Genomic DNA, 26725 nt, shown 5'->3' with positions numbered 1-26725 from the left:
ACCAAAAAAGTTATTAATTCTGTCGTTTTTTTTCTACGTTCATTACCGGATTTGTGTGTTTTATTCTTTTCTTTTCGGTTTTTCCGGATTTTAAATATTGTATGTAGCCTCTTCCTTTAAACCTGTAAACTGTTTCAGAATCAGGATGATACAATTCTATAGTGTTATCATTTATAACGTATAACTCAAAGTAATCATTGCCTAAAAAGTCATAATCTAATGTTAATGTTTTAAATGTGTAATCTTCAGGCACATCAAAAAGTGTATAAACTCCTTCATAATCCCAGGCCAAATAGTTAATTGGAGTTCCCGGATTATCTATAGAAGATCTGAACACAAATTGGCTTCCATCAGAAAAAAATTGTAAATAGTTTTCATTATCAAATTCAGTTATAGCTCCAAAAGTACTTGTATATACTTTTTCCCAAACTTCATATTCTTGTAAAAAGTAGTGTAGGTTGTTGTAAAACACAAAATCATAATCAAAATTATATTTCATATACCCCTCTAAATAATACGATGTACGTGATGGAGCATGATATAATTTTATGGTATTTGCATCTATTTGAATTACTTGTAATTCCCAAACTCCGTCTATATCATGAGCTATCTCAACAAAATCTCCAAAAGTAGAATAATCTGCAACCGGTATTCCTAAACCATTTCCGGTTTTACCTAATCCAACAAGATTGTTATTTGCAGTTAGCGTTCCAAAATTAAAACTGATTGTGAAAGCTTTTTGTAAAAAAGGCACCTCGCCACTTCCTGTAGTTTTATGGATATCTACATACCATAAATCATACGACATTAATAGTTCGTTAAGGCTTATGGTGTTATCTTCTACATAAGCATCGTCTATAATTTCTACATGGCAAGCGCTAACACTAAAAACCAGTAATGCTGCTAAGAGTAATTTTAAAGTTTTCATAAGCCTTCTTTTTTAAATTATAATAGGTACAAACCAATCTTTATGCCAAAAAACATAACTTGTTGGTTTTAAGCCACAAAACGAAGTAGTTTATTTTTCTTTAATTTTGAACCGCTTTAACTAAAAGAGTATGAAAAAAGATTTAAAATTTGCCGTTATTGGTGGTGGTAGTTGGGCAACTGCAATTGTTAAAATGTTGTGCGAAAACTTAAATGAAGTTGGTTGGTACATGCGAAGCGTTTATGCAAAAGAACATATACTTAATGCTAAACACAATCCTAACTATTTAAGCTCTGTAGAGTTTCATACTGAGCAGTTAAAGCTAACAAACAATATTAATGAAATGGTAAACTATGCCGACTATTTAATTTTTGCTATACCATCGGCATTTTTAAGTAAAGAGCTAGAAAAACTTACTGTTTCTTTAAAAGACAAAGTAATTTTTTCTGCTATTAAAGGTATTGTACCGGAAACAGGACTAATTGTTGGCGAGCATTTTCATAAAGAATATAATATCCCATACGAAAATATTGGAGTAATTACCGGCCCCTGTCATGCAGAAGAAGTGGCTTTAGAGCGTTTATCGTATTTAACTATTGCATGTGCCGATGAAGAAAAAGCCAAGATTATGGCTAAAAACTTAAGAAGCGATTATATAAAAACTAAAATATCTGATGATATAGTTGGTACTGAATATGCGGCTGTACTTAAAAATATTTATGCTATAGCTGCCGGTATTGCGCATGGTTTAGGATATGGCGACAATTTTCAGAGTGTTTTAATGAGTAATGCCATTAGAGAAATGAAACGCTTTATTAAGCGTGTTCATAAAATGAAACGCAATATAAACAACTCTGCTTATTTAGGAGACTTGTTAGTTACCGGATATTCTGTATTTAGTAGAAACCGAATGTTTGGCAACATGATTGGTAAGGGTTATACCGTTAAAAGCGCCATGATGGAAATGAATATGGTTGCCGAAGGATATTATGCTGCTAAAAGTGCTCATTTAATTATAGAAAAACACAAGCGCAAAAGTAAAACCCCAATTATAAATGCGGTTTACGAAATTTTATACGAAGGAAAAGACCCTAAAGTTGTTTTTAAAAAACTAACCGAAAAATTAGACTAGCCATTATACAAATGTTGTGTGGTCTCTAACAGATTGATGAATTTCGTTTAGCATAGTTTCTTGTTGCGCTTTAGTTAATGAAAAGTACTTTGTAAATACATTAACTACTACCGGAGCATATTGGGTTACAGATGCTATGTTAAAATACATTCTACCGGTTCTTCTAATAAAAAAGTCTAATGGAGTAACCACCATTTCGTTTTTTATACAAAACTCACATTCTGCAGCTATAAGTTTAGCTTTATTATCTATCAATTTTTGTGTTTTATAATAGCGTAAAATATGTTCTGTTTGCGCTCCGTAATGTGAAATTAAATACCAAGCATCGTTTTTAAAAAAACCATCTGCTTTTAAGTAATCATAAATTTTATCGGCATACAATTTTACATCGGTAAAGCTTGTAAACAAATTTCCAACAAGTGGAATTTGATGTGTGTGACACTCCTTAAATTTACTTTTATGTTGTTTTTTATGAAATTTAACAACCGTATTAACCACACGTTCTGCCATTTTTCTGTAACCGGTAAGCTTACCTCCTGCAATACTTATTAATTGGTTTTTGGCAACAAATATTTCGTCTTTTCTGGATAACTCTGAAGGTTTTTTGCCTTTTTTATGAATTAAAGGACGTAAGCCAGCCCAGCACGAAATAACATCTTCTTCAGTTAATTTAACATTGGTAAACATTTGCGCTACGGCATTTAGTAAATATGCTACATCTGTTTTTGTTACTTCAATTTTGTCTTTGCTTAAAACATAATTAGTATCTGTTGTTCCTATATAAGTAACATCGCCACGTGGTATGGCAAAAATCATTCTACCATCATTTACATCAAAGTAAATAGGCTGTTGTACCGGCAGTTTACTGTGTTTTACAACCAGATGTACTCCTTTAGTTATGTGTAGTTGTTTTAGTTGATTGGGTTGATTTGTAATACGCAAATCGTCTACCCATGGTCCGGTTGCATTAACCACATAATGTCCCTTAATACTATAATTTTGTTCGTTTAAAACATCAATTACATTTACTCCGCAAACTTTGTCGTTTTTTTCTATAAAGCCGATTACTTTAGTGTAGTTTAAAGCTGTAGCTCCATACTTTACAGCTGTTTTTATGTTTTCTAGTGTAAGTCTGGAATCGTCTGCAATATACTCTGCATAATATCCTGCCCCTATAAGTTTTTTTGAAGCCAAAAGGGGTTCTAAATTAACTGCTTGTTTAGGAGTAAGCATTTTACGTTTGTCGGCCGATTTTACATTAGCAAGCCAATCGTACATTTTTAATCCTGCAGCAGTTAAGAGTTTTCCGTTATGACCGTTTTTTAAAAGCGGTAATAACATTTTTTCCGGCTGAACCAAATGAGGTGCAATTTTATGTACTACTGCACGCTCTTTACCCACCTCTCTTACTAGTACAAAATTAAATTGCTTTAAATACCGTAATCCACCATGAATAAGTTTGGTAGATTTACTACTGGTGCCAGATGCAAAATCTCCTTTTTCTACTAAGGCAACTTTTAATCCTCTTGAAGCAGCATCTAAGGCAATTCCTGCTCCGGTTATGCCTCCCCCAACTACAACTAAATCAAAAAAAGTATTGCTAAGCTTTTTAACAATATGCGGTCTGTAGGTTGTAGAAAAGGGAATATGTTGCTGCATGTTTAGTGTTTTTTCATAAAAGGTAAACGTTATGCACTAACATAAGTCTGAAGTAGTGGTGTTAAATTCGTATTCTCTTTCTACTTTACAAATTCTTACTTTATACCCTTTATACCACATTCTTTTACCAAGTTCTTGTGCCAAAAGATGTTCTGAATTTGCTTTCCAATTAGCAATATCCTCTATTGTTTGCCAATAACTTACAGTAATACCCAGGTTTTCTCTGGCGCTTTCTACACCTAAAAACCCTTTTTGACTTTGGGCTAAATCAATCATTTTTTTAGCCATTTCGGCATATCCGGACACGTTGCTACTGTATTTTGAAGTAAAAATGACCGCATAATACGGTTTCGTCATAATCTTATAAAATAAAATGTTATTCTTTGTATATAGCTACATTAACATTCCCGTTAACATCAACACTGGCTCTATACATCCCGGCTGTGTTAAACTCCATAGCAATGTTTCCTTTATTGTCTATAGCAATAATTCCGCCATCACCACCTAAAGCAGTAAGCTTATTTTGTATAACTTCTTTAGCAGCTTCATTAAGTGAAACTTGTTTATACTCCATCATAGCAGCAATGTCATAAGCAACAACGCCTCTTATAAAATATTCGCCCCATCCGGTTGATGAAACTGCACATGTTTTATTGTTAGCATATGTTCCTGCACCAATAATAGGAGAATCTCCTACTCTTCCCCAACGCTTATTGGTCATTCCTCCGGTAGAAGTTCCTGCTGCAAGATTTCCTTCCTTATCTAATGCTACACAACCTACAGTGCCAAATTTGCTGTCTTTTATAAAAGAATCATAATTAGAAGTCTGAGCATCATCATGGTCTAACTCAACTGCTTCACGCTGTTTGGCTCTTTCTAGTGCTTTCATTCTGCTTTCTGTGTAAAAATAAGAAGGGTCTACCGTTTCTATTCCGTTTTGTTGTGCAAAAACTTCGGCTCCTTCTCTGGCAAACATCACGTGCTCAGATTTTTCCATTACGGCTCTTGCTAAATTAATAGGGTTTTTAACATTAGTTACACCGGCTACAGCTCCGGCATTAAGTGTTTTACCCTCCATAATAGAGGCATCTAACTCATTTTTACCTTCGTTTGTAAATACAGCTCCTTTGCCGGCATTAAACAACGGAGAGTCTTCTAAAACATTTATGGTTTTCTCTACTGCATCTAAACTGCTGCCCCCATTTTTTAAAATGGTATAACCAACTGTTACAGCCTCTTTTAATTTAGCGGTATATGCTGCTTCCAGTTCCGGAGTCATGTTTTCTTTTAAAATAGTACCCGCACCACCATGAATGGCAATAGCAAAAACAGACTCATTATTTATAACAGAAACATCATTATCTGATATTACTTTTTCTTGTTTTTTACATTGAAAACTTAGTCCGGCAACTAAAAGGAAAGCTAAAATTTTTCGCATTATAATGATATTTAGATAGTTAAATTACATGTAAAGTACACATTTTTTTAAGCGAACACCGAAAAAAAATCAAAATTTTAACATTTTAAATTACACCCTAAACGACATCAACAACAATAATACTTTATCGACAAAATACCTATTAACACGATTAAAAGACTGTAAGAAAACTCTTCATTCTATAATGCGTTTCATCGAATTTATTTTGCACTTAATCGGTGTTTAAGTAGTTTTACATCACCAAATCTTACAAAACCTACTTACTATGACACCTACAAATATAAAAAAGGCATGCCTTATTTTTGCCGCATCTGTTTTCTTTATCTCGTGTAGTAAAGATGTATCAGTTGCTCCAGAAGAACAATTAGCAATCTATGAGGAGATAGATACTACTCAGTATTCTGCCATAGAAAAAGAAATGCTAAAGCTTTTAAACGAACACAGAGCTTCTATTGGTTTACCCGCTTTAAAAACCAGCGCTGTGGCCAGTAAAATTATATACGATCACAATATGTACATGATGGATCAAGGAAAAATTAGCCATGATAATTTTACTGAAAGAGCTAACATGCTTAAAAAAGAAGAAAAAGCACTTAGGGTAGGAGAAAATGTAGCTTCAGGAGATCAAACAGCTAAGGCAGTAGTAGAAGGCTTACTTAACAGTGAGGGTCATAGAAAAAATATAGAAGGGGATTACACTCATATAGGAATTTCAATAACTGTTAGCAAAACCAACAGAATGTATTTTGGACAGTTATTTTACCGAAAATAGCCATAAGCTTAAACTACTTATAAACCCAAACCTACTATGCTATATTCGGTTCCCCCAAATTAAAGTGAGTTCCCCCGAATCTTTACCTACGTACGTTGCATGGTTTCTTAATATGTCTTTTTCTTGTATTTTTACTATAAAATAAGAAAAATGGCTGTTAAGAAACCTTTTAATTTACACACCTGGATACAAGAAAATCGTAATCTGCTTAAACCTCCAGTTAGTAATAAAAACTTATATAACGAGGCAGATGATTATATTGTAATGGTTGTAGGTGGCCCAAACGCTCGTAAAGATTTTCATTACAATGAAACCGAAGAACTCTTTTACCAGTTAGAAGGAAACATTACCGTAGTAATTCAAGAAAATGGAGAACGAAAAGAAATACACTTAGGACCGGGCGATATGTATCTTCATCCAGCCAAAATACCACATTCTCCCGTTCGTTCTGAAGGCTCTGTTGGTTTAGTTATAGAACGTAAAAGAGCCGGAAAAGGTTTTAAAGATGGCCTTTTATGGTATTGTGATGCTTGCAACCATAAATTACATGAGGTTTATTTTGAGCTTCACGACATAGAAAAAGACTTCTTACCACACTTTAAACACTTTTACAACTCAGAAGAATTAAGAACCTGTAACAACTGTGGTACAGTTATGCCAACAGACAGTCGTTTTACAGGTTAGTAAACTGTTGCTCAATCTGTTGTTTTAGGGGGAATTTTGTACCTTCGTGAAAAATTTCACAAACCCTTAAAATTACAACATACAATGTCATTAGTTGCAACAGATTTTGGAATAGAAAAAGCATTGCAAACCTTAGGTGTAAAAACAGTAAACGAAGGTACTTCTACCGGGAGGGATTGGTTTTCTAATGGTGATGAAATTGCTTCATATTCTCCAGTAGATGGCGCCTTAATAGGTAAAGTTAAAACTACTACTAAAGAAGATTACGAAAAAGTTATAGCACGTGCACAAGAAGCATTTAAAACTTGGCGCTTAGTGCCGGCTCCTAAGCGTGGAGAAATAGTAAGACAGTTTGGAGAAAAACTTCGCAAGTATAAAGAACCTCTTGGTAAACTTGTATCTTATGAAATGGGGAAATCGCTTCAAGAAGGTTATGGCGAAGTGCAAGAGATGATTGATATTTGCGATTTCGCAGTAGGTTTATCTAGGCAACTTTACGGTCTTACTATGCACTCAGAACGCCCCGGACACCGCATGTACGAGCAATACCATCCGCTCGGAATTGTAGGTATAATTTCTGCTTTTAATTTCCCTGTTGCTGTTTGGTCTTGGAATACTGCTTTAGCTTGGGTATGTGGTGATGTTTGTGTTTGGAAACCCAGCGAAAAAACTCCACTTTGCGGTATAGCATGCCAAAATATTATAGCCGAAGTTTTAAAAGAAAATAATTTACCCGAAGGTATTTCTTGCCTAATTAATGGCGATTACAAAGTGGGTGAGTTTATGACAACCGACAAGCGTGTACCGTTAATTTCGGCCACTGGTTCTACAAGAATGGGTAAAATAGTAGCTAAAACTGTTGGTGAGCGCTTAGGAAAATCGTTATTAGAGTTAGGTGGTAACAACGCAATTATAGTAACTCCCGATGCCGATTTAAAAATGACCGTTATAGGAGCTGTATTTGGGGCTGTAGGAACTTGCGGTCAGCGCTGTACATCTACCAGAAGATTAATTATTCATGAGTCTATTTACGATCAAGTAAAAAATGCATTGGTAGATGCTTACAAGCAATTAAGAATTGGAAACCCATTAGACGAAAACAACCATGTAGGACCATTAATTGATACGGATGCCGTACGAATGTATAACGAGGCATTAGAAAAAGTGGTTGCAGAAGGTGGTAATATTGTAGTTGAAGGTGGCGTGCTTGAAGGTGACGGTTACGAAAGCGGATGCTATGTTAAGCCTGCAATAGTAGAGGCAGAAAACCATTATGAGATTGTACAACACGAAACCTTCGCTCCTATTTTATACTTACTTAAATACAGTGGAGATGTAGAAAATGCCATAGAAATTCAGAATGATGTGGCACAAGGGTTAAGCTCTGCAATTATGACTAATAATTTACGTGAAGCTGAAAGATTTTTAAGTCATGCCGGAAGCGATTGCGGTATTGCCAACGTAAATATTGGTACAAGTGGTGCTGAAATTGGAGGTGCTTTTGGTGGAGAAAAAGAAACCGGTGGCGGTAGAGAATCCGGCTCTGATGCATGGAAAATTTACATGCGCAGACAAACCAATACAATTAACTACACAACCGAGCTGCCATTAGCACAAGGTATTAAGTTTGATTTATAATTTTTAAGCAATTAATAATTAAAAAGGCTGCAGCATGGCAGCCTTTTTTAATTTCTTCCGTTCTCGTTAGGGTAAAGCTCATGTACCGGTTGGCTTTGCCAAAACCTTTTTGTGGTTACATCTAAAACTGTCAGTGGTCCTTTAAAGGCTGCTCCGGTGTCTATATTCCAAACATTCGCTGCATTGTATGGTTTTGTTTCGCCAATTCTGGTAACTGGTGTATGCCCAATGTATATTTCTTTGTAGTGTTGAAGCCTTTTGGGGTAAAATGCATGATTTTTTGGTAGCTGCTCATTCATTGCTAAAGCCATCTCCCAGAGCGTTCTATCCCAATAAAGCATCTCCGGAAAATATTCATGTGTAACACCATGTAAATTTGTAAACCCTGCATGCACAAAAAGCCTATTTTGGTTATCTAAATAATAGTTAACCAAGTTGTTTTCAAAAAAATATATGTGCTCCTTTTTTTTACTTTCAGATAGTTTACTGTAGGCATCAATTGTAGCTTGACCACCATGCTGTAACCAAAGCGGATTGTTGGTGTTGTTTTTTAACCATTGGTAGCATAAATCATCGTGATTTCCTTTTATAAAAACACAGTTGTGAGTGGCATTTAATGAGATTAAAAAATCTATTACTTCTATAACTTCACTCCATCCATCTACATAATCTCCTAAAAAAATAAGCTTGTCTTCTTTTGTAATGTTTGCTTTATTAAAAACTTGTTGCAGGGCTTTAAATCCTCCGTGAATATCTCCAAATACTAACGTTCTTGCCATATTAATTATACTTTACTTTACGTAAAATTCTTAGTGCTTCTTTTAACGATGCATATGCTTCTGAGTCGTATTCTTTAATAACAGCTCGATGTTTTTCTAGTTTTTCTTTAGCTTCATCAAAACCATTTAAATAACAAATTAAATGGGTAGCCGGCAATGCTTTTAAATCTTTTTCTTCTCTGGACGATAGTTTTATGTTCTTTTTTAATTTTTGCAGTAAAAAGTTGTTAGCGTTATAGATGTGATATAGTGTTTTTTTATCAAATTGAGGCGGATTAAAAAGCATGGTGCTATCTAACTTATACGAACCATTATCATTAAATGTAATGGTAACCGTTTCTAACGGGTAATATTGTTGTTGATCGCCCAATCCAAGCTGAACGTACTCTGTAGTTGTAAAGGACGTTTCATTAAAACTTATAGTTACCTCATCTAGTGCAGAATAAAACAACTTTACTTGCTCGTTGATAAGCTCTATATCTACTCTAGAGTAGTAGGTTTCGTTATTTACCTTTTTGGGAACTCCAGCCCAGCAAACTACAAATTGCTCTTTAAAAACTTTATAGTTAGACTCTAAGTCTTTATGCCGGTTTATTAAAAAATCTACTACCGCATCTAGTGTAAGCTCAATATTATTTTTAGCGCTTTGCTCTATGGCAGCAACAATCTCTGAGTTGGTATCTTTAATTTCTATATCAAAGTTTCTTGGCATACTTATGCTGCCTTCTCTAAAAAAAACCGATCCTCCATAATATTTCCAGATGTTTTTTCTGAGAGAGCAAATCTTGCCGTTAGACCTTATAGTTACCAGCCCAACTACTTTTCCTTCGGGTAAATTTGGAAATGGAATATTCTCATACGATACTTGTGGTGCGTTATCTAAATAAGCGTTAATTAAGTTTTGTATTTTGCTATCATCAAAAAAATCAACACCTATAATTTTATTCTCACCGTCTTCTACTCCTACAACTATATAACTATTATTATTGGGGTTAGAGTTGGCAAGTGCACAAACATGTTTTAAAAACTTAGCTTTCCCTTCTTTTTCGCTAATATTTATGTAACGCTTTTTGTCGTAAAAGCTATTCTCATCGTTATGAGCGAGTAGTTTTTTTACTAACAAGCGTTTATTAATCATGTTTATTACTTTTTGTTATTAGCAGCTAAAAATATGTTAGCATTGTTTAAATAGGTAAGCCCGGGAGTTTTTTGATGTGCTATTCTTTTAGTTCTTAAATAACGATTATAATTAAATGCATCAAAATTCGGTGCATTTTTATTCATGCTATTAATTTTAACTCGTCCTGAAGCATGTATAAATTCCCCATTTCCAATCCACATACCAACATGCACTACTTTCTCTTTGGTAGAGTCTGTTGCTTCTTTCCCAAAAAACAACAAATCTCCGGGTTGTAATTTAGAGAAGTCTTTTTTATCATCTACCAAAATACCGGCATGCACTTGTTGTGATGCGTCTCTTGGAATAATCATTCCGTTTAAAAAATAAATAGTTTTAGTAAATCCGCTACAATCCACTCCTTTAACCGAGGTTCCACCCCATAAATACGGAACCCCCAAAAGTTTTTTAGATGTTTCTATTAAAGTAGCTGTTTCGGGTTTTGCGTTTGCTGCCCAGTCACTATATGGTATTGCTTCTTTTTTTAAAACATATGCTACACGACCATCAGGATATTTAGCTTTATAAAACTTATTGTCTTCAGATTCTAACGCTAAAATACTGCCCGCCACTAAATCTGAAACTACCTGAGAAGATGTATCTGGCTCACTATACGAAAACCCCATTGTTTGCGTGTAAATTATTTTTGGTGTTGCTTGCCATGAAGAAAACTCGTTATTGTTAAGCACGGCAATGCCTCCGTGATCTACCCATGCTATGTAATTATCTGGAGTTTGCACTAAATACCAGTCGCCATCATGTTTAAATATTTTTACTGGAGTCCCTAGTGTAGCTTGCGTAGCAAGCTCTGAAGAGTGCCCCTTATTACTTCTAATATTAGCTACAGAGTTGTTTATAACCCCCTTTTTATATTGCATAGCTGTTTCTGGTAAAACCTCAACACTATCTGTAAAAATTATCCCTTTTTTATTTAATTGTTCTTTAAGTACCCTGTATGCCTCAGATTCTGTTGTACTTCCTTTTAAAAGCACCTTTTTATTTACAGTTTCCGGAGTAATTGCAAACCACGCAACTCTTTTATCCGGCGCATAAATTTGTTGTAGGCTATCTACTATTTTGTTTGTTATATTTAATATGTTGTTATGCTCTTTCTTAGCACAAGAAACACTAAAACTCACAATTATTAAGGTAATTATGTAAAAGCTTAACTTTTTCATTTTACTGGTTTTTATTTACTAAATAACTATTGGCTTGATCTGTTGGGACCACCACTAAATCGGCAATATTTACATGTGGAGGCAATGTGGTCATAAAATAAATTATATTGGCAACATCTTCCGGATTAAGTGCTTTATATCCTTTGTAAACTTGTGCTGCTCTTTCTTTATCTCCTTTAAACCTCACCATGGAGAATTCTGTTTCTACTAACCCCGGATTTACTGCTCCAACTTTAATTCCGTATGTATGTAAATCTATTCGCATAGCTTTGTTTATAGCATCTACGGCATGTTTGGTAGCGCAATACACATTCCCTTTTGGATATACTTCTTTACCTGCAATAGAGCCTACATTTATAATATGCCCACTTTTTTGTTTTACCATTTTTGGCGCTACTGCTTTAGACACGTATAATAACCCTTTTACGTTGCTATTAATCATAGCATCCCAATCATCAATATTAGCTTCATGAAAAGGTTCTAATCCGTGCGCATTTCCGGCATTATTAATTAAAATATCAATGTTAGAAAAGGCTTCGGGTAAGCTGTTTATAGCATTAAATACTTGGCCTTTATCGCCTACATCAAAACATAAAAAATGTACTTTGGTTATAGCGCTTAACTCGTTACTAAGTGATTGTAAACGGCTTTCTCTTCTGCCACAAATAATCAGGTTTGCTTTGTGTTTAGCAAATATTTTGGCTGTAGCTAACCCAATGCCACTGGTTGCTCCGGTTATTAAAACTGTTTTGTTTTTCATTTTTTTGATTTCGTTTATGGAACTTTATGTCCCTGACTGGCAACTAATAGCGAAAACCAATCTTCTGAAGATAATGTTATGTTTTGTGAATGTACAGCATTTTTAATTCTATTAAAATCTGTTGAACCGATTACAGGATGAATTTTTGCAGGATGTTGCAATAGCCAAGCCAACGCAAGTTGATCTGCAGTGGCTTCATATTTAACCATTAAATCTAGCATAACCTGATGAATTCGGGTGGTTTGCTCTGTTTTTTCTCTAAACAATTTCCCTAATGGACTCCAAGCCATTGGTGTAATTTTATGCAACATCATGTAATCTAAAGCCCCATCTAACATAGGCTTGTAATGAGTTATAGAACATTCTATTTGGTTTATAACCACCTCTGTTTTAGAGGCAATTAAGCTGGTTTGTTCCGGTGAGAAATTAGATACTCCAAATTGTAAAATTTTACCCGCCTTTTTTAGTTCAGTTACAGCCTGAGCAATCTCATCCGGATCCATTAACGGACTGGGCCTATGTAATAAAAGTACATCTAAATAATCGGTTTGTAAATTTTTAAGAGAGTTTTCTACAGACCAAGTAATATATTCTTTGCTGTATTCGTAATGCTTAATTTTATTGTCTCTTGAAGGCGCTATATATTGAATTCCGCACTTACTAATTAATTGAATGTTGTCTCTTGCAATCTTACTTTTTTTAAATGCTTCGCCAAACGCTGTTTCGGTAGTGTATCCGCCATAAATATCGGCATGATCAAAAGTAGTTATTCCGGCCGAGGTGCAATGCACAATTAAAGCAGCCATTTGGGTTGTGTTTAAGTGCTTTCCCCAGCTACCCCAACTCATTGTTCCTGCTATTATTCTAGAAAAATTAATTTGTTCTTTCATGCTTCTTTAATCTTTTTAAAAGTAATAAACTTAAAACTTCCTTAAAACCTAATACTAGCAATAACTTTTAACCAATTATTAACAGCAAAAACGCAAATAAATTAATCAATTTGTAATGTTAAAATTAGCTTAGTATATTCAGGCTCTTAAAATTTAGATGCTTATGGAAGAGAATTCTACTATAGATGTTAGTGCAATAAACGAGAAAATACAAAAAGAAAGTGCTTTTATAGATATCCTCACATTAGAAATGAACAAAGTAATTGTGGGGCAAAAGCACATGGTAGAACGATTACTTATTGGACTACTCGGACAAGGGCATATACTGCTTGAAGGGGTTCCTGGATTGGCAAAAACACTTGCCATTAACACCCTTGCAAAAGCTGTACAGGGTTCTTTTAGCAGAATTCAATTTACCCCAGATTTACTTCCTGCCGATGTTATTGGAACACTTATTTACAATGTAAAAGAAAGTGATTTCTCTATAAAAAAAGGGCCCATATTTGCCAATTTTGTGCTTGCAGATGAGATTAACAGAGCTCCTGCTAAAGTGCAATCTGCTTTATTAGAGGCAATGCAAGAAAAGCAAGTTACTATTGGCGATGAAACTTTTATATTAGATAAACCTTTCTTGGTAATGGCTACCCAAAACCCGGTAGAACAAGAAGGCACCTATCCATTGCCCGAAGCCCAAGTAGACCGTTTTATGTTAAAAGCTGTGATAGATTACCCAAAAATGAATGAAGAGCAGCTTATAATAAGGCAAAACCTAAAAGGTGGGTTCCCGGAAATTAAACCGGTAGTTACCTTGCAACAAATCCTGCAAGCACAACAAGCTGTTAGAGAAGTTTATATGGACGAGAAAATAGAGCAATACATTTTAGATATTGTTTTTGCTACTCGTTATCCCGAAAAATATAATCTAGATAATTTAAAACATCTAATTAGTTTTGGCTCTTCGCCAAGAGGAAGTATAAATCTTGCTACTGCTGCTAAATGCTATGCCTTTATTAAACGTAGAGGTTATGTAATACCAGAAGATGTTAGAGCTGTTGTACATGATGTTTTACGCCACAGAATTGGTGTTACTTACGAAGCAGAAGCAGAAAATGTCACTTCAGAAGACATCATAAATACCATCATCAATCAAATAGAAGTACCATAGTATTCCGGAGTTGGTTATACTAATACTTACTCCCAACAACCAACCGTAAAATGCAATTCTTAAAAATTGCTTGTCGCACGATGGATACAAAAGAGCTATTAAAAAAAGTACGTAAAATTGAGATTAAAACCAGAAGGCTGTCTGATCACGTCTTTGGAGGAGAATACCATTCTACCTTTAAAGGCCGAGGGATGACCTTTAGTGAGGTGAGACAATACCAATACGGTGATGATGTTAGAAATATAGATTGGAACGTAACTGCCCGATACAACGAGCCTTATATTAAAGTTTTTGAAGAGGAGCGTGAGCTAACCCTAATGTTAATGGCAGATGTAAGTGGCTCGGCTTTTTTTGGTACACAAGAGCAGTTTAAAAAAAATATTATCACAGAAATATCGGCTACATTAGCTTTCTCGGCGCTTCAGAATAACGATAAAGTAGGGCTTATTTTATTTTCTGATGAAGTAGAGCTCTTTATCCCTCCCAAAAAAGGAAAATCGCACGTTCTCAGAATCATCCGAGAATTAATAGAATTTGAGCCTAAACACACTAAAACTAATATTTCCGAAGCGCTTAAATACCTTTCTAATGTTTTAAAAAAGAAAGCCATTGTTTTTGTGCTTTCAGATTTTATGACAGATAATTACGAGCAAACATTAAAACTGGTTGCAAAAAAACACGATGTAACCGGAATTAGAATTTTTGATAAAAGAGAAGAAAGTATTCCTAATATAGGCTTAGTTCAGTTTTTTGATAATGAAACGCAAGAATATATTTGGGTTAATACACAATCTAAAAACGTTAGAAAAAAATACGAACTGCATTACAAAAAGCAGGTTGATTATTTTTTAAATGCCTTTAAAAAAAGCGGCGCAGGGATTATAGAAAATTGTGTAGATGAGAGCTATGTAAAAAAACTTTTAGGTTATTTTAAACAACGTGCATGAGTATGAGAGGTGTTTTTTTTACATACTTTAAACAGTGTATTCTGTTAATATGCTTTATTGCCATTACAAAAGGCTATGCGCAAGAAGTAAAAGCAGTAGTAGATACTTCGCAAATTAAAATTGGAGAAAAAATAACCTATACGCTTACTGTAAAAACAGACTCTGCAAGCCAAGTTATTTTGCCCGAAGGACAAACCTTTTTACCGCTTGAAGTAATAGAAGAATCTGCCCCAGATACTATTATCTCTCAAGCTAAACTCACATACATTAAAAAATATGGTTTAACACAATTTGATTCGGGAACTTATACACTCCCAAAACAACGTGTTTTAATAAACAACAAAAACTGGTTTACAGACTCTATTTCCATAAAAGTTTTAAATGTCCCGGTAGATACTACCAAGCAAAAACTATACGATATTAAACCTATTGTTGCGGTGCAAAAATCGTATTCGGGGCTCTTAAAACAGCTTTTAATTTGGTTTTTAGTATTGCTTGCTGTTGGGGCATTGGTTTATTGGTTTGTTTTTAGAAAAAAGCCTTTAACAGAGGAAGAAAAAATTGCCCAGCTACCACCATATGAGCGTGCTTTACAAGAGCTTGAAAATCTTGAGCATTCAAAATACCTCATCCAATCAGAATACAAAACATATTATTCACAACTAACCAATATTGTTAGACGCTATTTAGAAGACGAAGTACACATTGCTGCCTTAGAAAGCACTACTCAGCAATTAATAGACAGGTTGCAATTACTTAAAGAGTCTGGTGAGCTTTCATTAGACGATCAAACTATCATACAATTTAAAAAAGTATTAGAAACAGCTGATTTAGTAAAGTTTGCCAAGTCTGAACCTGATACCAAAACAGCTGAAAACGACAAAACAACTATTCAAAATATTATTGTTAAAACAAAAGAAGCCCTCCCGGAACCAAGCGAAGAAGAGCTGCTTGAAGAAGAAGCTTATAAAGAAGCATTACGTAAAGCCCAAAAAAGAAAGAAAATAAAATTTGCTTTACTAACTGCTGCTGCTGTTTTACTTGTTTCTGCCGGAGTGGCAATTGCAGTTTTTGGAGGCAAAACAGTTAAAGATACTGTGTTTAGACATCCGAGTAAAGTTTTACTAAACAAAGACTGGGTTGCCAGTGATTATGGTTACCCACCAGTTTTTATAGAAACCCCGCAAGTACTTGTTAGAGGTAAATTAAACAACCCCAAAAAAGAAAACGAACTTTCCTCTTTTGCAGTATTTAACTATGCTCATTCTAAAAACATTATTCAGGTTACCGTAAAATCATTATTGTTTAAAACTCAAGACCAGGATGCCCCTTTTGAAAACGAAATAAATTTTGCATTACAACAACTTTCAGAACAAGGCGCAAAAAACCTATTAACCAAACAAGAAGAGTTTACCTCTAAAAGCGGTATAAAAGGCATTAAAACTTATGGTTCGGGTAGCTTTAAAAAACCATCAAAAGAGCAATGGCAAAGAGGGAAATATGCTATTGTAACTTTTGGAGGTAAAGGTTTTATACAACAAATTATTGTTGTTTGGCCAGATAATGATGAGTATGCTGATAAAATTGCAGATAGAATTTTAGAATCTATAGATGTTAAAACAGAAATTTAATTATGCTAGGTAACGTACAATTTGCTAATCCAGAGTTCTTTTGGCTGCTGTTAACTATCCCGGCAGCCCTGGCTTGGTATGTTTTAAAACGTTACAAACAAACAGCCTCTGTACATATATCTAACACAAAAGGTTTTAAAGAAAACAAGCTAATAACATTTTGCAAACATGCTTTGTTTGCTTTAAGAATGTTTGCTTTGGCAGCTATTATTACAGCAATGGCAAGGCCTCAAACTCAAGAGGTATCTACCCGAACTAAAACTACCAGAGGAATAGATATTATTATGGCTATAGATGTTAGTTCGAGTATGCTGGCTAAAGATTTAAAGCCCAACAGACTAACTGCTCTAAAAAATGTAGCCTCAGAGTTTATTAAAGGAAGACCAAACGATAGAATTGGACTCGTTGTATATGCCGGAGAAAGCTTTACAAAAACACCCATTACCAGCGATAAAACCATTGTATTAAATTCTTTAGAAGAAATAACCTTTGGACAGTTAGAAGATGGCACTGCTATTGGTATGGGCTTGGCAACTGCTGTAAACCGTATAAAAGAAAGTAAAGCAAAAAGTAAAGTAATTATTTTACTAACAGATGGTGTAAACAACAGTGGTTTTATAGAGCCTTCTACAGCTGCAGAATTGGCTGTAGAGTTTGGTATTAAAACTTACACTATTGGTATTGGCACAAACGGCAATGCATTAACTCCGGTAGCATATAACCCTGATGGTAGTTTTAGATATGGGTACAGACCGGTAGAAATAGACGAAGACCTTTTAAAAAACATAGCTCAAAAAACCGGCGGAAAATACTATAGAGCCACTAACAACAAGAAACTAGAAGAAATTTATAATGAAATTAACAAACTAGAAAAAACCGAAATAGAAGAATTTAAGTATTATAATTACGACGAAAAATTTAGACCCTTGGCCTTATTTGCTTTTGGGTTACTGTTTTTAGAATGGCTTTTGCGTGTAACTGTATTTAGAAGTTTTATTTAAAAAAAACAATGTATCAACTAGAGCAAACATCATACTTTTATTTACTCTCAATAATCCCCTTGATTATTGTGGGATACATTGTATTGCAGCTATGGAAAAAGCGAGCACAAAAAAAGTTCGCATCAGAAACCATGCTTAAAAAGCTAATCCCTAACAGATCACCAAATAAAAGTGTTATAAAACTGCTGTTACTTTGTTTAGCTTTTGCTTCTTTAGCTATTGCTTTGGTAAACCCTAAAATTGGAACAAAATTAGAAACTGTAAAACGCGAAGGAGTAGATATTGTTTTTGCAGTAGATGTTTCTAAAAGTATGTTAGCCGAAGATATAGCTCCGAACAGATTAGAAAAAGCTAAACGCATTGTATCTGAAATTATAAATAACCTTGCCAGCGATAGAATTGGAATTATAGCATACGCCGGACAAGCTTTCCCGCAACTACCAATTACAACAGACTTTGCTGCTGCTAAAATGTTTTTAGCAAGCATGAATACAAATATGCTGTCTTCTCAGGGGACTGCCATAGACAGTGCTATTGAGTTAGCCAAAACGTATTACAATGATCAAGATCAGACCAATAGGGTGCTTATAATAGTTTCTGACGGAGAAGACCACTCTGATAGAGCAGTTGAAGCTGTTGAAGATGCAGTAGACGAAGGAATAAAAGTTTTCACTATTGGTATTGGTACAACAAAAGGTGCTCCAATTCCTGAAAAAAGAAACGGTATTATTGAGACTTACAAAAAAGATTCGGATGGCGAGGTAGTTATCACTAAACTTAATGAAAGTATATTAAAAGAGATTGCTACAAACGGAAATGGTGCTTATATAAATGGAAGCAACACTGAAGATGCGGTAAATTTTGTAGCAGAGACGCTTTTAAAAATGGATAAAAAAGAGTTCGAGGCTAAACAATTTGCAGATTATAAAGACCAATTTCAGTGGTTTTTAGGTGCTGCATTATTCTTTTTATTGTTAGATGTTTTTGTTTTAGAACGCAAAACAGCTTGGTTACAAAGGCTAAACTTATTTAACGAAAAACAGGCATGAAAAAACAATTAATCATACTAAGCCTTTTATGTTGTTTAATAAACAGCTTTCTCTTTGCACAAGAAAGCAAAGAAAACCGTAAAGCTGTAAAAAAATCAAACGAGTTAACTTTTCAAGCAAATAAAGCTTATACAGATAACAATAAAATTCAGGCAGAAGCAACGTACCGTAAGGCAATTGCAACTAATCAAAAAAATACAATAGCGCGTTACAATTTAGGTAATACCTTATACGAAGACCAAAAATATTATGAAGCCTTTGCTAAGTACAAACAAGCAGCAGAAATAGCAGAAGGCAAAACACAAAAGCATAAAGCCTATCATAACATGGGGAATGTTTTTATGCAAAATAAAGAATATGATAAAGCCGTAGAAGCCTATAAGGAAGCTTTACGAAATAATCCTGAAGACGATGAAACACGTTATAACTTAGCTTTAGCTAAAGAGTTTTTAAAAAAGCAACAACAAGAACAGCAACAAAACAACGATCAGGATCAAAACAACAACGATAACAAAGACCAAAAAGATAAAAAGGACGGCGAAGGAGAAAACAACAATCAAAACCAGCAAGGAGATAATAAAGAAGATAAAGAAAACGAAAACAACAATAAAGAAGACAAAGGAGATCAAGAAAATAAAGACCATCAACAAAATAATAACCAAAATAACCAACAAGACAAAAAAGAAGAAAACAAACAGCAGCAACCAAGAAAAAGTCAGCTTTCACCTCAGCAAATAAAAGCGTTGCTAAAAGCTATGAGCAACGAAGAAAAGAAAGTTCAAGAAAAGCTTAATGCTAAAAAAGTAAAAGGAGCAAAAGTAAAAACAGAAAAAGATTGGTAACTTAAAAAGCTATTTTAGAATTAAACTAAAGCCATGAAACGCACTGTAATTCTCATAACAATATTTTTTACAACCCTATTGGCATATGCCCAAGAAGAAACGGTTTACTTTGAAGCCAAGGTAAGTAAAAACACATTGGGAGTTAATGAGCGTTTACGTGTAGATTTTGTAATGAACAAAGACGGAGATAATTTTACACCTCCTTCTTTTTCGGGCTTTAGAGTTGTAGGAGGCCCAAACCAAATGGTTAGTCATTCGTGGGAAAATGGCAAACGTTCATTTACTAAAACCTACTCCTATTTTTTAGCTCCCCTACAAAAAGGAACTTTTACTATAGAACAAGCTGTAATAAAAATTGATGGCAAATCGTATAAAACTACTCCCATTAAAATTAACGTTACTGATGCCGTTGATACTCCTGATGGTGACCCGAACTCTGATGCTATCCTAAAAGACAATTTACATTTAGTAGCCGAAGTTTCTAATGCCAACCCATACTTAAACCAAGCTATTAGTGTAGTTTACAAACTTTACTTTAGCTACAATGTTAATATTAATGATTTCAGACCAATAGACAACCCTACTTATAATAATTTTTGGAGTCAAGATATAGATATAAAGAGGTTACAAATTGAAAACGGCACCTACAAAGGAAAACCCTATCGTTTTGTTACTTTAAAACAAGTTGTTTTATACCCGCAAAAAGCAGGCGCATTAACTATAGAGCCCTTAGTGCTTGATGTTGAGGTAGAAGTGCCTACCAACCGAAGAGACTTTTTTGGAGGCAGAATAATGGCGAGAGCAAATAAAATTGTATCGGCAGGCAAAAAAACAATCACGGTAAAACCATTACCCGAAAAAGGAAAACCTGATAATTTTACCGGAGCAGTAGGCGATTTTACTCTTCGTGTAACTACCAACAAAGATGCCTTAAAAGCTTCAGAGTCTTTGCAAGCCAAAGTAGAGATTTCCGGAAAAGGAAACTTAAAACTTTTTGAGATGCCTAAAATAGCACTTCCGGGTTCATTAGAGGTTTACGAGCCAGAGTTTAATCAATCAATATCAACCAATTTATCCGGAATGCAAGGTAAAGTTTGGGACAGCTACACCATTGTACCACAGTATAAGGGTAAATATCCTATACCAAGTATTTCTTTTTCGTATTTTGATCCTAAATCTGAAACATATAAAACACTCAATTCAGACGAAATAATTTTAGACGTGTTCGAGGGGCCAACAGCCGGAACAGCAACCCCTTCATCTCCAAACACATCTTTTAAGCAACCGGTTATTGCCGGTAAGCAATTTAAATTCTTAAAACTAAAACCAAAGTTAGAGCCTATTAATAAAGAATCCTTTTTTGGTTCTACATTGTATTACGCATTATTGTTAGGCCCGTTAGTTTTACTTCCAATAGTATTTTTAGTGAGTAAAAAGAGGAAAGAAATTGAACGCGATGTGGAAGGCAATAAGCGCAGAAAAGCTAATAAATTGGCAAAAAAATACCTGTCTAAAGCAAAAAAAGAACTGGGTAACAAAGAAGCTTTTTATGTAGCGTTAGAAAAAGCATTGCACAACTATTTAAAGGCAAAGTTACATATAGAAACATCAGACTTTACCAAAGAAAAAATTGAAACACTTTTAACAGAAAATAAAGTAGATGAAAAAGCAGTAAACGAGTTTATAGCTTTGTTAACAAGTTGTGAGGTTGCCAGATATACCCCAAGCTCTAATGTGGCTATGCAGCAAGATTACCAGAAAGCTGCCCACGTAATATCATTAATAGATAAACACATTTAGCCATGAGAAAAATGCTACTGTTTATACTTGTTGTTTTTTCGGTTACAACATGGGCTCAAAACAAAAATAATGAGCTTTTTAATGAGGCAACAAAATATTACAATAAAGGAGAATACAATAAAGCAATAGAAAATTACCAATCCATACTGCAAAGTGGTGAGCATTCTGCTGCACTATACTACAATTTAGCAAATGCTCATTATAAGTTAAACAATATTGCTTGGAGTATTTATTATTATGAAAAAGCATTGCAATTAAACCCAACTGATTCGGATATTAAAAACAATTTGTCTTTTGCTAAAAACATGACTGTAGATGTTATAAACCCTATGCCGGAATCTGTTTTTAGCAAGCTTAGAAAACAAACCGTTGGATTGTTTAACTACGAACAATGGGCCATTGTTAGCATAGTTTTTATAATGCTATTTGTAGCTGTTTTTTTAACTTATTATTTTTCTGCAAACTCAAAGGTTAAACGATTAACTTTTGCAACCAGTTTTATATTATTATTTTTTGGAGTGATAAGTGTGCTTTTTGCTTTTTTACAGCAAACCAAACAACAGCAAACACGCTATGCTATAATTTTTGCAAAAGAAACCATAGTTAAAACAGAGCCTAATTACAATAGCTCCGATGCTTTTAAGTTACACGAAGGAACAAAAGTTTTAGTTGAAGAGCAGTTAGAAGGATGGAAAAAAATTGAGTTAGCAGATGGTAAAGAGGGTTGGATTTTAGAGGAAGACCTTAAAGAGTTATAGATTTATTGATTTGTTATCTTTACTTTGTTTTTAACATAGTATATTTGTTAGCCTTAACACAAAAAAATTTATGCACAGAAAACATACGGCAGTTTTTTTTGCTTTAATTTTTTCGTTTTTTTTGATTACGCCTGTTGTGGTTTCAGTAGTCGAAAAGAACTTTGATGTTTCTGTGTTTTTTAATATTAGCGAAGAAGAAAGTAAAGAAAACGAAACCAACACCAATTTAAAAATAACCTTTGTTTCTCCGCAAAAATATATTTCTTCTTTCTTTTTAGACGAGTTTACACTTTTACCACAATTTACCAGTAAAAACTACTACGAGTTCTGCGTAGAAAACATCTCTCCTCCTCCCGAATATTGTTAAACAACCTATGTTTAAAAATGCAGTTATAGCTGCTTAATTCTTTTATCACTTTAAATTAATTGTTTAACAACAACTTGTTTTTATGAAAAATTTATTTTCTAATATTAAGGGAGATGCATTTGGAGGTATTACGGCCGGTATTGTTGCGTTACCATTAGCACTAGCATTCGGGGTTTCGTCTGGATTAGGGCCAACTGCCGGTTTATACGGAGCTATTTTCTTAAGCTTCTTTGCTGCCCTTTTTGGAGGTACTAACACACAAATTTCTGGTCCGACAGCTCCTATGACGGCTGTAAGTATGGTAATTATTGCCACCTTGGTTGCAGCAAATGATGGCGATGTAGAAAAAGCTCTTCCGGCTATTTTAACAGTATTCTTATTAGCCGGACTAATGCAAATAGGTTTAGGAATTATTGGCTTAGGAAAATACATTAAATACATTCCTTATCCGGTAGTATCTGGGTTCATGACGGCTATTGGAGTAATTATTTTAGTAACACAAATTTTACCTGCAATAGGATACTACCCAAAAGAAGATCAGGAATACGTAAACCAATTTAAACCACAAGCCGAAGAGATTATTTTAGAAAACATTCTAAAAGAAGAAGCCGGCGAAGGAATTTTGGTTTTAGAAGACTTTAAAGAAACCATAAACAGAGCCGAAAAAATAACACAAGAAGACATTTTAAAAGAGTCTAAAACATTGGCAGCCAATAATGCCTCTGGTGTTATAGGAACACTTAAAATTTTACCAAGAGCGCTGCAACATATTAATTGGTTAGAACTTGCTCTTGCTTTAGCTACAATTATTATTATTTACGGTTTTAAACGAATTACAACTGCTGTACCAAGTACTTTAGTAGCTTTAATTGTAGTTTCTGGTGCTGCAGTAGCATTAGGGTTAGAATATGAGCCTATAGAACAAATTCCGAGTGGTTTTCCGGTGCCTAAAACCGAAATTTTTACGAATTTTAGTTTAGGTAGCGTTACCCCTTATATATTTACTGCGCTAACATTGGCATTACTTGGTGCAATAGACTCACTTTTAACCAGTGTAGTGGCAGACAATATGACCAAAACCAAGCACAAGCCAAATAAAGAGCTTGTTGGGCAAGGTATAGGTAATAGTATAGCTGCTTTGTTTGGTGGTATTCCTGGCGCCGGTGCTACTATACGTACCGTTGTAAATATTAAATCTGGAGGTAAAACCAGACTTTCAGGAATGATCGCCGGATTAATGCTCCTTATAATTTTATTAGCTCTTGGTCCGATTGCTTCTAGAATTCCTGCTGCTGTATTGGCAGGTATCTTAATTACCGTTGGTATTGGAGTAATGGATTACAAAGGACTAAAAGCCATCCCAAGTATGCCAAAAGACATCAACTTAGGACCAATTAAATTAAGTTCTGAAGTAATGATAATGCTAACCGTACTGGTATTGGCAAGCGTTTGGAACTTAGTTAATGCCGTTGGTGTTGGTTTAGTTATTGCTTCATTAATTTTTATGAAGCGAATAGGAGACTTAACAGCAGAGCGTTCTGATGTTAAACCATTGGCAAAAGAAAGAGCTTGGGCAGACGAAAAAGACTTCCCGGAGCATCTAAAAGAGTCTGTATTTATAAAACATATAAAAGGTCCTTTATTTTTTGGTTCTACAAGCGACTTCCAGCAATTAGCAGCACAAATCCCGCCTTCAGCCTCTATGGTTGTTATTAGATTGGGCAGAATGCAATACATGGATCAATCAGGATTGTATGCAATGGAAGATGTATTGCTTGAACTCCAGAAGCACAATATTACTGTTTTATTTGTTGGATTAATGAAACAGCCACGCTATATGATGGAACGAATAGATATTATTCCTGATTTGGTTCCTGAAGAGCATATATTTAAAACATTCAATGAATGTACAAAATGGATTAAAGAACATGTTAACGGAAAAAAATAAATTAAAATTATGGCACACATAGACAAAGCATTAGACAAAGCGGTTCAAGATACATTAACACCCGATACAGTTTTACAAGATCTGTTAAATGGTAATCAGCGCTTTGTAAATAATCAGACTAATACTAAAGATAATTTAGCCTTAGTTAAGCAAACCACAGGCGGACAGTTTCCTAAAGCGGTAATTTTATCGTGTATAGATTCTCGTGTTCCTGTAGAAACTATTTTTGATCAAGCTATCGGCGATGTATTTGTTGCCAGAGTAGCCGGAAATTTTGAAAATACCGATATTCTGGGTAGCATGGAGTACTCTTGCAAAGTAGCAGGAAGTAAATTAGTATTGGTTTTAGGACACGAAGCTTGTGGTGCAGTAAAAGCTGCATGCGATGGAGTTGAGTTAGGTAATATTACAGCTATGCTAGATAACATTGTTCCGGCTGTAAAAAAATCTGCCGAAGAAGTAGATGGTGAAACCAACTCTTCTAACCCGGAGTTTGTAAACAAAACCATAGAAAACAATGTTAAGCTTACTATGGAAAGAATCCGTCAAAAAAGCCCAATTCTAAAAGAAATGGAAGACAATGGAGAAATTAAAATTGTAGGCGGAGTGTATAGCTTAACCACCGGTAAAGTTACAATGTTATAAGTGTTAACTTTTTTACAAAAAAAGGGGCTTTAAAAAGCCCCTTTTTTTATGGTTTAATTTTATTTATAACCTCTTTAACTTGCTCTTTAAACGCTAAAACAGATGCCGGTTGGTCTGGCGTATTAAAATTATCTATAAAAACTTTTGTTGTTATATTGCCTTTGGTTATTTCTAAATAAAGTCCTCCTTGATCTGTACAATCAGGACAGCCGTAAACTTTACCTGGCTTGGCTTTAACCAAGTCCGTTGGTACAGCGCTCAAAAGTGCAAATGCATTGTTAAAAGCTGTATTAGAAAGTGTGTCTGTAGCCTTAAACGTGTAGTTTTGGGTTAAATAAGTTTCGTCTCCATCTATTTCTAATTGGGTTTTAGTAAGCTTAAACGGCACAAAACATTGCTCCACACAAAACCCATAATAGTGTCCGAAAACCAAACTATCTACCGTAGTTTTTTTAGTGCTATTTGTGTTAGTACAGCTTAAGCAAATTAAAACAACGCAAACAAAAATCAATTTCCTCATCATCTAGTTTTATCAATATATATAGTATAAAAAAGTATTATAATTCTTGTGTGTTGGGCGCTTCTTTTAAAACTAAGCTAAACACATAAGCACCAATGTCTTTAACCGGCTCGTATAAAACAGATTTATCTAATGTTTCTTGATTTATAAAGCTAATTGAATGATTGGTACGTGCAAAAAACACAAGAATTGCTCCTAAAACAACAGCAAATTTTAACGCTCCAAAAGCTGCTCCTGCTAATTTGTTTAGCACACCCAACATAGCAAAATCGGCTATTTTAGTTAGCAATTTTCCAGCAAAGCTTACTGCAACCACTATAGCAATAAATGTAATAGCAAAGGCTGCTAAGTTTATATAGCTTTCACTCCAATCTACTCGATTGCTTAAATAATTTCCCGCAACATACGAAAAGTGTATAGCGCCATATATTCCGGCTATTAAGGCAACTAAAGATGCAACCTCAATAAAAAGACCTTTAGAAAATCCTCTAATCAATCCAAATAAAATTAACCCGCCTAAAAGTATGTCTATATAATTCATTTTAGCTAATAGATATTTATCAAATATAAGTAACAAAAAGTACTTTAAGTTAGCTTTCTGTTTTTAGTGTTTATTACCTTTGCAAGTATAACTTATGATTAGAGACGAAAGCTTAAAATACCGTTGGGAACTACTTGTTAAACGCCTTTCTGAACAGTTTTCTGATGGCGATCCGTTAGACTTAGATGCGATTATTTATTTAATTGGCGTTCAAGAATTAGGGCAAGTGCATAGAACTTTTAAAAAAGATGAAAAAGTAAACTTAATGCACATTGCCATTTGCAGATTATTAGAGCCATATGGCTACTATGAGTTTGATTTTTTTGATGCAGACGGGTGGCCTCACTATAAGTTGAAAGAGCCGTTACCACCTTTAAAACCGGGAGAACAATCGCTTTTAATGAAAGAAGCTATTGTACAGTATTTCTTAGAAAAAGAGTTTATTGAGTAAGCTAAAAACATTAAATTTGCGCCCT

The 26725-nt window shown here is 34.5% G+C and carries 27 protein-coding genes; 16 read left to right on the top strand and 11 right to left on the bottom strand.

Annotation, left to right across the window (positions count from 1 at the left end):
- Window positions 1–13 precede the first annotated feature (13 nt).
- On the bottom strand, window positions 14–928 hold the full coding sequence (locus tag ACZ5CF_RS03520; protein WP_464580414.1) for a nicotinic acid mononucleotide adenyltransferase: 915 nt from the start codon (window positions 926–928) through the stop codon (window positions 14–16).
- Window positions 929–1058: 130 nt separating this feature from the next.
- On the opposite strand from ACZ5CF_RS03520, the gene ACZ5CF_RS03515 reads away from it, so the two are divergent.
- Window positions 1059–2060 carry an NAD(P)H-dependent glycerol-3-phosphate dehydrogenase gene (locus tag ACZ5CF_RS03515; protein ID WP_464580413.1) on the top strand — a complete coding sequence of 334 codons (1002 nt, stop codon included), beginning with the start codon at window positions 1059–1061 and terminating at the stop codon, window positions 2058–2060.
- Between the two features lie 3 nt (window positions 2061–2063).
- On the opposite strand, the gene ACZ5CF_RS03510 is transcribed toward ACZ5CF_RS03515, so the two are convergent.
- The 3 genes from ACZ5CF_RS03510 to ACZ5CF_RS03500 are packed head-to-tail and all read right to left on the bottom strand — an operon-like array spanning window position 2064 to window position 5157.
- Entirely contained in the window at window positions 2064–3719 is a 1656-nt protein-coding gene (locus ACZ5CF_RS03510; RefSeq protein WP_464580412.1) for a glycerol-3-phosphate dehydrogenase/oxidase, read from the bottom strand.
- Window positions 3720–3755: 36 nt separating this feature from the next.
- Complete coding sequence (locus ACZ5CF_RS03505) at window positions 3756–4076, bottom strand: antibiotic biosynthesis monooxygenase family protein (RefSeq protein WP_464580411.1); 321 nt, start codon at window positions 4074–4076, stop codon at window positions 3756–3758.
- 19 nt (window positions 4077–4095) lie between these two features.
- On the bottom strand, window positions 4096–5157 hold the full coding sequence (locus ACZ5CF_RS03500) for an isoaspartyl peptidase/L-asparaginase family protein (RefSeq protein WP_464580409.1): 1062 nt from the start codon (window positions 5155–5157) through the stop codon (window positions 4096–4098).
- A 265-nt stretch (window positions 5158–5422) separates the two neighbouring features.
- On the opposite strand from ACZ5CF_RS03500, the gene ACZ5CF_RS03495 reads away from it, so the two are divergent.
- The 3 genes from ACZ5CF_RS03495 (at window position 5423) to amaB (ending at window position 8251) form a co-directional block, all read left to right on the top strand.
- The gene (locus tag ACZ5CF_RS03495; RefSeq protein ID WP_464580407.1) at window positions 5423–5929 is read left to right on the top strand and encodes a CAP domain-containing protein; all 507 of its coding nucleotides are present in this window, start codon (window positions 5423–5425) and stop codon (window positions 5927–5929) included.
- 150 nt (window positions 5930–6079) lie between these two features.
- Entirely contained in the window at window positions 6080–6613 is a 534-nt protein-coding gene (locus ACZ5CF_RS03490; protein ID WP_464580406.1) for a 3-hydroxyanthranilate 3,4-dioxygenase, read from the top strand.
- 84 nt (window positions 6614–6697) lie between these two features.
- Window positions 6698–8251, top strand: coding sequence for an L-piperidine-6-carboxylate dehydrogenase (gene amaB, locus ACZ5CF_RS03485; RefSeq protein ID WP_464580405.1), 1554 nt, complete (start codon window positions 6698–6700; stop codon window positions 8249–8251).
- A 47-nt stretch (window positions 8252–8298) separates the two neighbouring features.
- Here amaB and ACZ5CF_RS03480 read toward each other — a convergent pair whose 3' ends face one another.
- From ACZ5CF_RS03480 to ACZ5CF_RS03460, 5 genes are read right to left on the bottom strand one after another with little or no spacing between them, the layout of a single operon-like run.
- Window positions 8299–9030 carry a metallophosphoesterase family protein gene (locus ACZ5CF_RS03480; RefSeq protein ID WP_464580403.1) on the bottom strand — a complete coding sequence of 244 codons (732 nt, stop codon included), beginning with the start codon at window positions 9028–9030 and terminating at the stop codon, window positions 8299–8301.
- 1 nt (window position 9031) lies between these two features.
- A complete protein-coding gene (locus ACZ5CF_RS03475; protein WP_464580401.1) occupies window positions 9032–10168 on the bottom strand; it encodes a DUF5929 domain-containing protein in 1137 nt (378 codons plus the stop codon).
- 5 nt (window positions 10169–10173) lie between these two features.
- Window positions 10174–11385: a C40 family peptidase gene (locus ACZ5CF_RS03470; RefSeq protein WP_464580399.1), complete on the bottom strand. Its 1212-nt coding sequence runs from the start codon at window positions 11383–11385 to the stop codon at window positions 10174–10176.
- Between the two features lies 1 nt (window position 11386).
- Window positions 11387–12145: an SDR family NAD(P)-dependent oxidoreductase gene (locus tag ACZ5CF_RS03465; protein ID WP_464580398.1), complete on the bottom strand. Its 759-nt coding sequence runs from the start codon at window positions 12143–12145 to the stop codon at window positions 11387–11389.
- 14 nt (window positions 12146–12159) lie between these two features.
- Window positions 12160–13035 carry an aldo/keto reductase gene (locus ACZ5CF_RS03460; protein ID WP_464580397.1) on the bottom strand — a complete coding sequence of 292 codons (876 nt, stop codon included), beginning with the start codon at window positions 13033–13035 and terminating at the stop codon, window positions 12160–12162.
- Between the two features lie 163 nt (window positions 13036–13198).
- Between ACZ5CF_RS03460 and ACZ5CF_RS03455 the strand changes: the two genes are divergently transcribed.
- From ACZ5CF_RS03455 to ACZ5CF_RS03405, 11 genes are all read left to right on the top strand, one after another.
- A complete protein-coding gene (locus ACZ5CF_RS03455; protein ID WP_464580396.1) occupies window positions 13199–14200 on the top strand; it encodes an AAA family ATPase in 1002 nt (333 codons plus the stop codon).
- Between the two features lie 80 nt (window positions 14201–14280).
- Entirely contained in the window at window positions 14281–15147 is an 867-nt protein-coding gene (locus ACZ5CF_RS03450) for a DUF58 domain-containing protein (protein WP_464580395.1), read from the top strand.
- A gap of 2 nt (window positions 15148–15149) precedes the next feature.
- Window positions 15150–16778, top strand: a complete 1629-nt coding sequence (locus tag ACZ5CF_RS03445; RefSeq protein WP_464580393.1) for a BatD family protein — start codon at window positions 15150–15152, stop codon at window positions 16776–16778.
- Window positions 16779–16780: 2 nt separating this feature from the next.
- A complete protein-coding gene (locus tag ACZ5CF_RS03440) occupies window positions 16781–17779 on the top strand; it encodes a vWA domain-containing protein (RefSeq protein WP_464580392.1) in 999 nt (332 codons plus the stop codon).
- Window positions 17780–17787: 8 nt separating this feature from the next.
- Entirely contained in the window at window positions 17788–18828 is a 1041-nt protein-coding gene (locus ACZ5CF_RS03435) for a vWA domain-containing protein (protein ID WP_464580390.1), read from the top strand.
- Complete coding sequence (locus ACZ5CF_RS03430; protein ID WP_464580389.1) at window positions 18825–19670, top strand: tetratricopeptide repeat protein; 846 nt, start codon at window positions 18825–18827, stop codon at window positions 19668–19670. Before ACZ5CF_RS03435 ends, ACZ5CF_RS03430 begins: the two co-directional genes overlap by 4 nt.
- A 33-nt stretch (window positions 19671–19703) precedes the next feature.
- Window positions 19704–21470, top strand: a complete 1767-nt coding sequence (locus ACZ5CF_RS03425; protein WP_464580388.1) for a BatD family protein — start codon at window positions 19704–19706, stop codon at window positions 21468–21470.
- Between the two features lie 2 nt (window positions 21471–21472).
- Window positions 21473–22228 carry a tetratricopeptide repeat protein gene (locus ACZ5CF_RS03420; protein ID WP_464580387.1) on the top strand — a complete coding sequence of 252 codons (756 nt, stop codon included), beginning with the start codon at window positions 21473–21475 and terminating at the stop codon, window positions 22226–22228.
- 70 nt (window positions 22229–22298) lie between these two features.
- Complete coding sequence (locus ACZ5CF_RS03415) at window positions 22299–22595, top strand: hypothetical protein (protein WP_464580385.1); 297 nt, start codon at window positions 22299–22301, stop codon at window positions 22593–22595.
- Window positions 22596–22677: 82 nt separating this feature from the next.
- Window positions 22678–24543 (top strand): SulP family inorganic anion transporter, encoded by a 1866-nt coding sequence (locus tag ACZ5CF_RS03410; protein ID WP_464580384.1) that lies wholly within the window; start codon window positions 22678–22680, stop codon window positions 24541–24543.
- A 9-nt stretch (window positions 24544–24552) separates the two neighbouring features.
- Window positions 24553–25188 carry a carbonic anhydrase family protein gene (locus ACZ5CF_RS03405; RefSeq protein ID WP_464580383.1) on the top strand — a complete coding sequence of 212 codons (636 nt, stop codon included), beginning with the start codon at window positions 24553–24555 and terminating at the stop codon, window positions 25186–25188.
- A 46-nt stretch (window positions 25189–25234) separates the two neighbouring features.
- On the opposite strand, the gene ACZ5CF_RS03400 is transcribed toward ACZ5CF_RS03405, so the two are convergent.
- Together ACZ5CF_RS03400 and ACZ5CF_RS03395 are read right to left on the bottom strand one after the other, a co-directional pair.
- Window positions 25235–25711: a hypothetical protein gene (locus ACZ5CF_RS03400; RefSeq protein ID WP_464580381.1), complete on the bottom strand. Its 477-nt coding sequence runs from the start codon at window positions 25709–25711 to the stop codon at window positions 25235–25237.
- Window positions 25712–25745: 34 nt separating this feature from the next.
- Window positions 25746–26249: a CvpA family protein gene (locus ACZ5CF_RS03395; protein ID WP_464580380.1), complete on the bottom strand. Its 504-nt coding sequence runs from the start codon at window positions 26247–26249 to the stop codon at window positions 25746–25748.
- 94 nt (window positions 26250–26343) lie between these two features.
- Between ACZ5CF_RS03395 and ACZ5CF_RS03390 the strand changes: the two genes are divergently transcribed.
- The gene (locus ACZ5CF_RS03390) at window positions 26344–26700 is read left to right on the top strand and encodes a hypothetical protein (protein ID WP_464580379.1); all 357 of its coding nucleotides are present in this window, start codon (window positions 26344–26346) and stop codon (window positions 26698–26700) included.
- The last annotated feature ends 25 nt before the right edge of the window (window positions 26701–26725 follow it).

This window comes from Lutaonella thermophila, from assembly GCF_055387725.1.
Note: the sequence above shows the minus strand (reverse complement) of the source record. Positions and strands in the feature narration are given on the sequence as shown.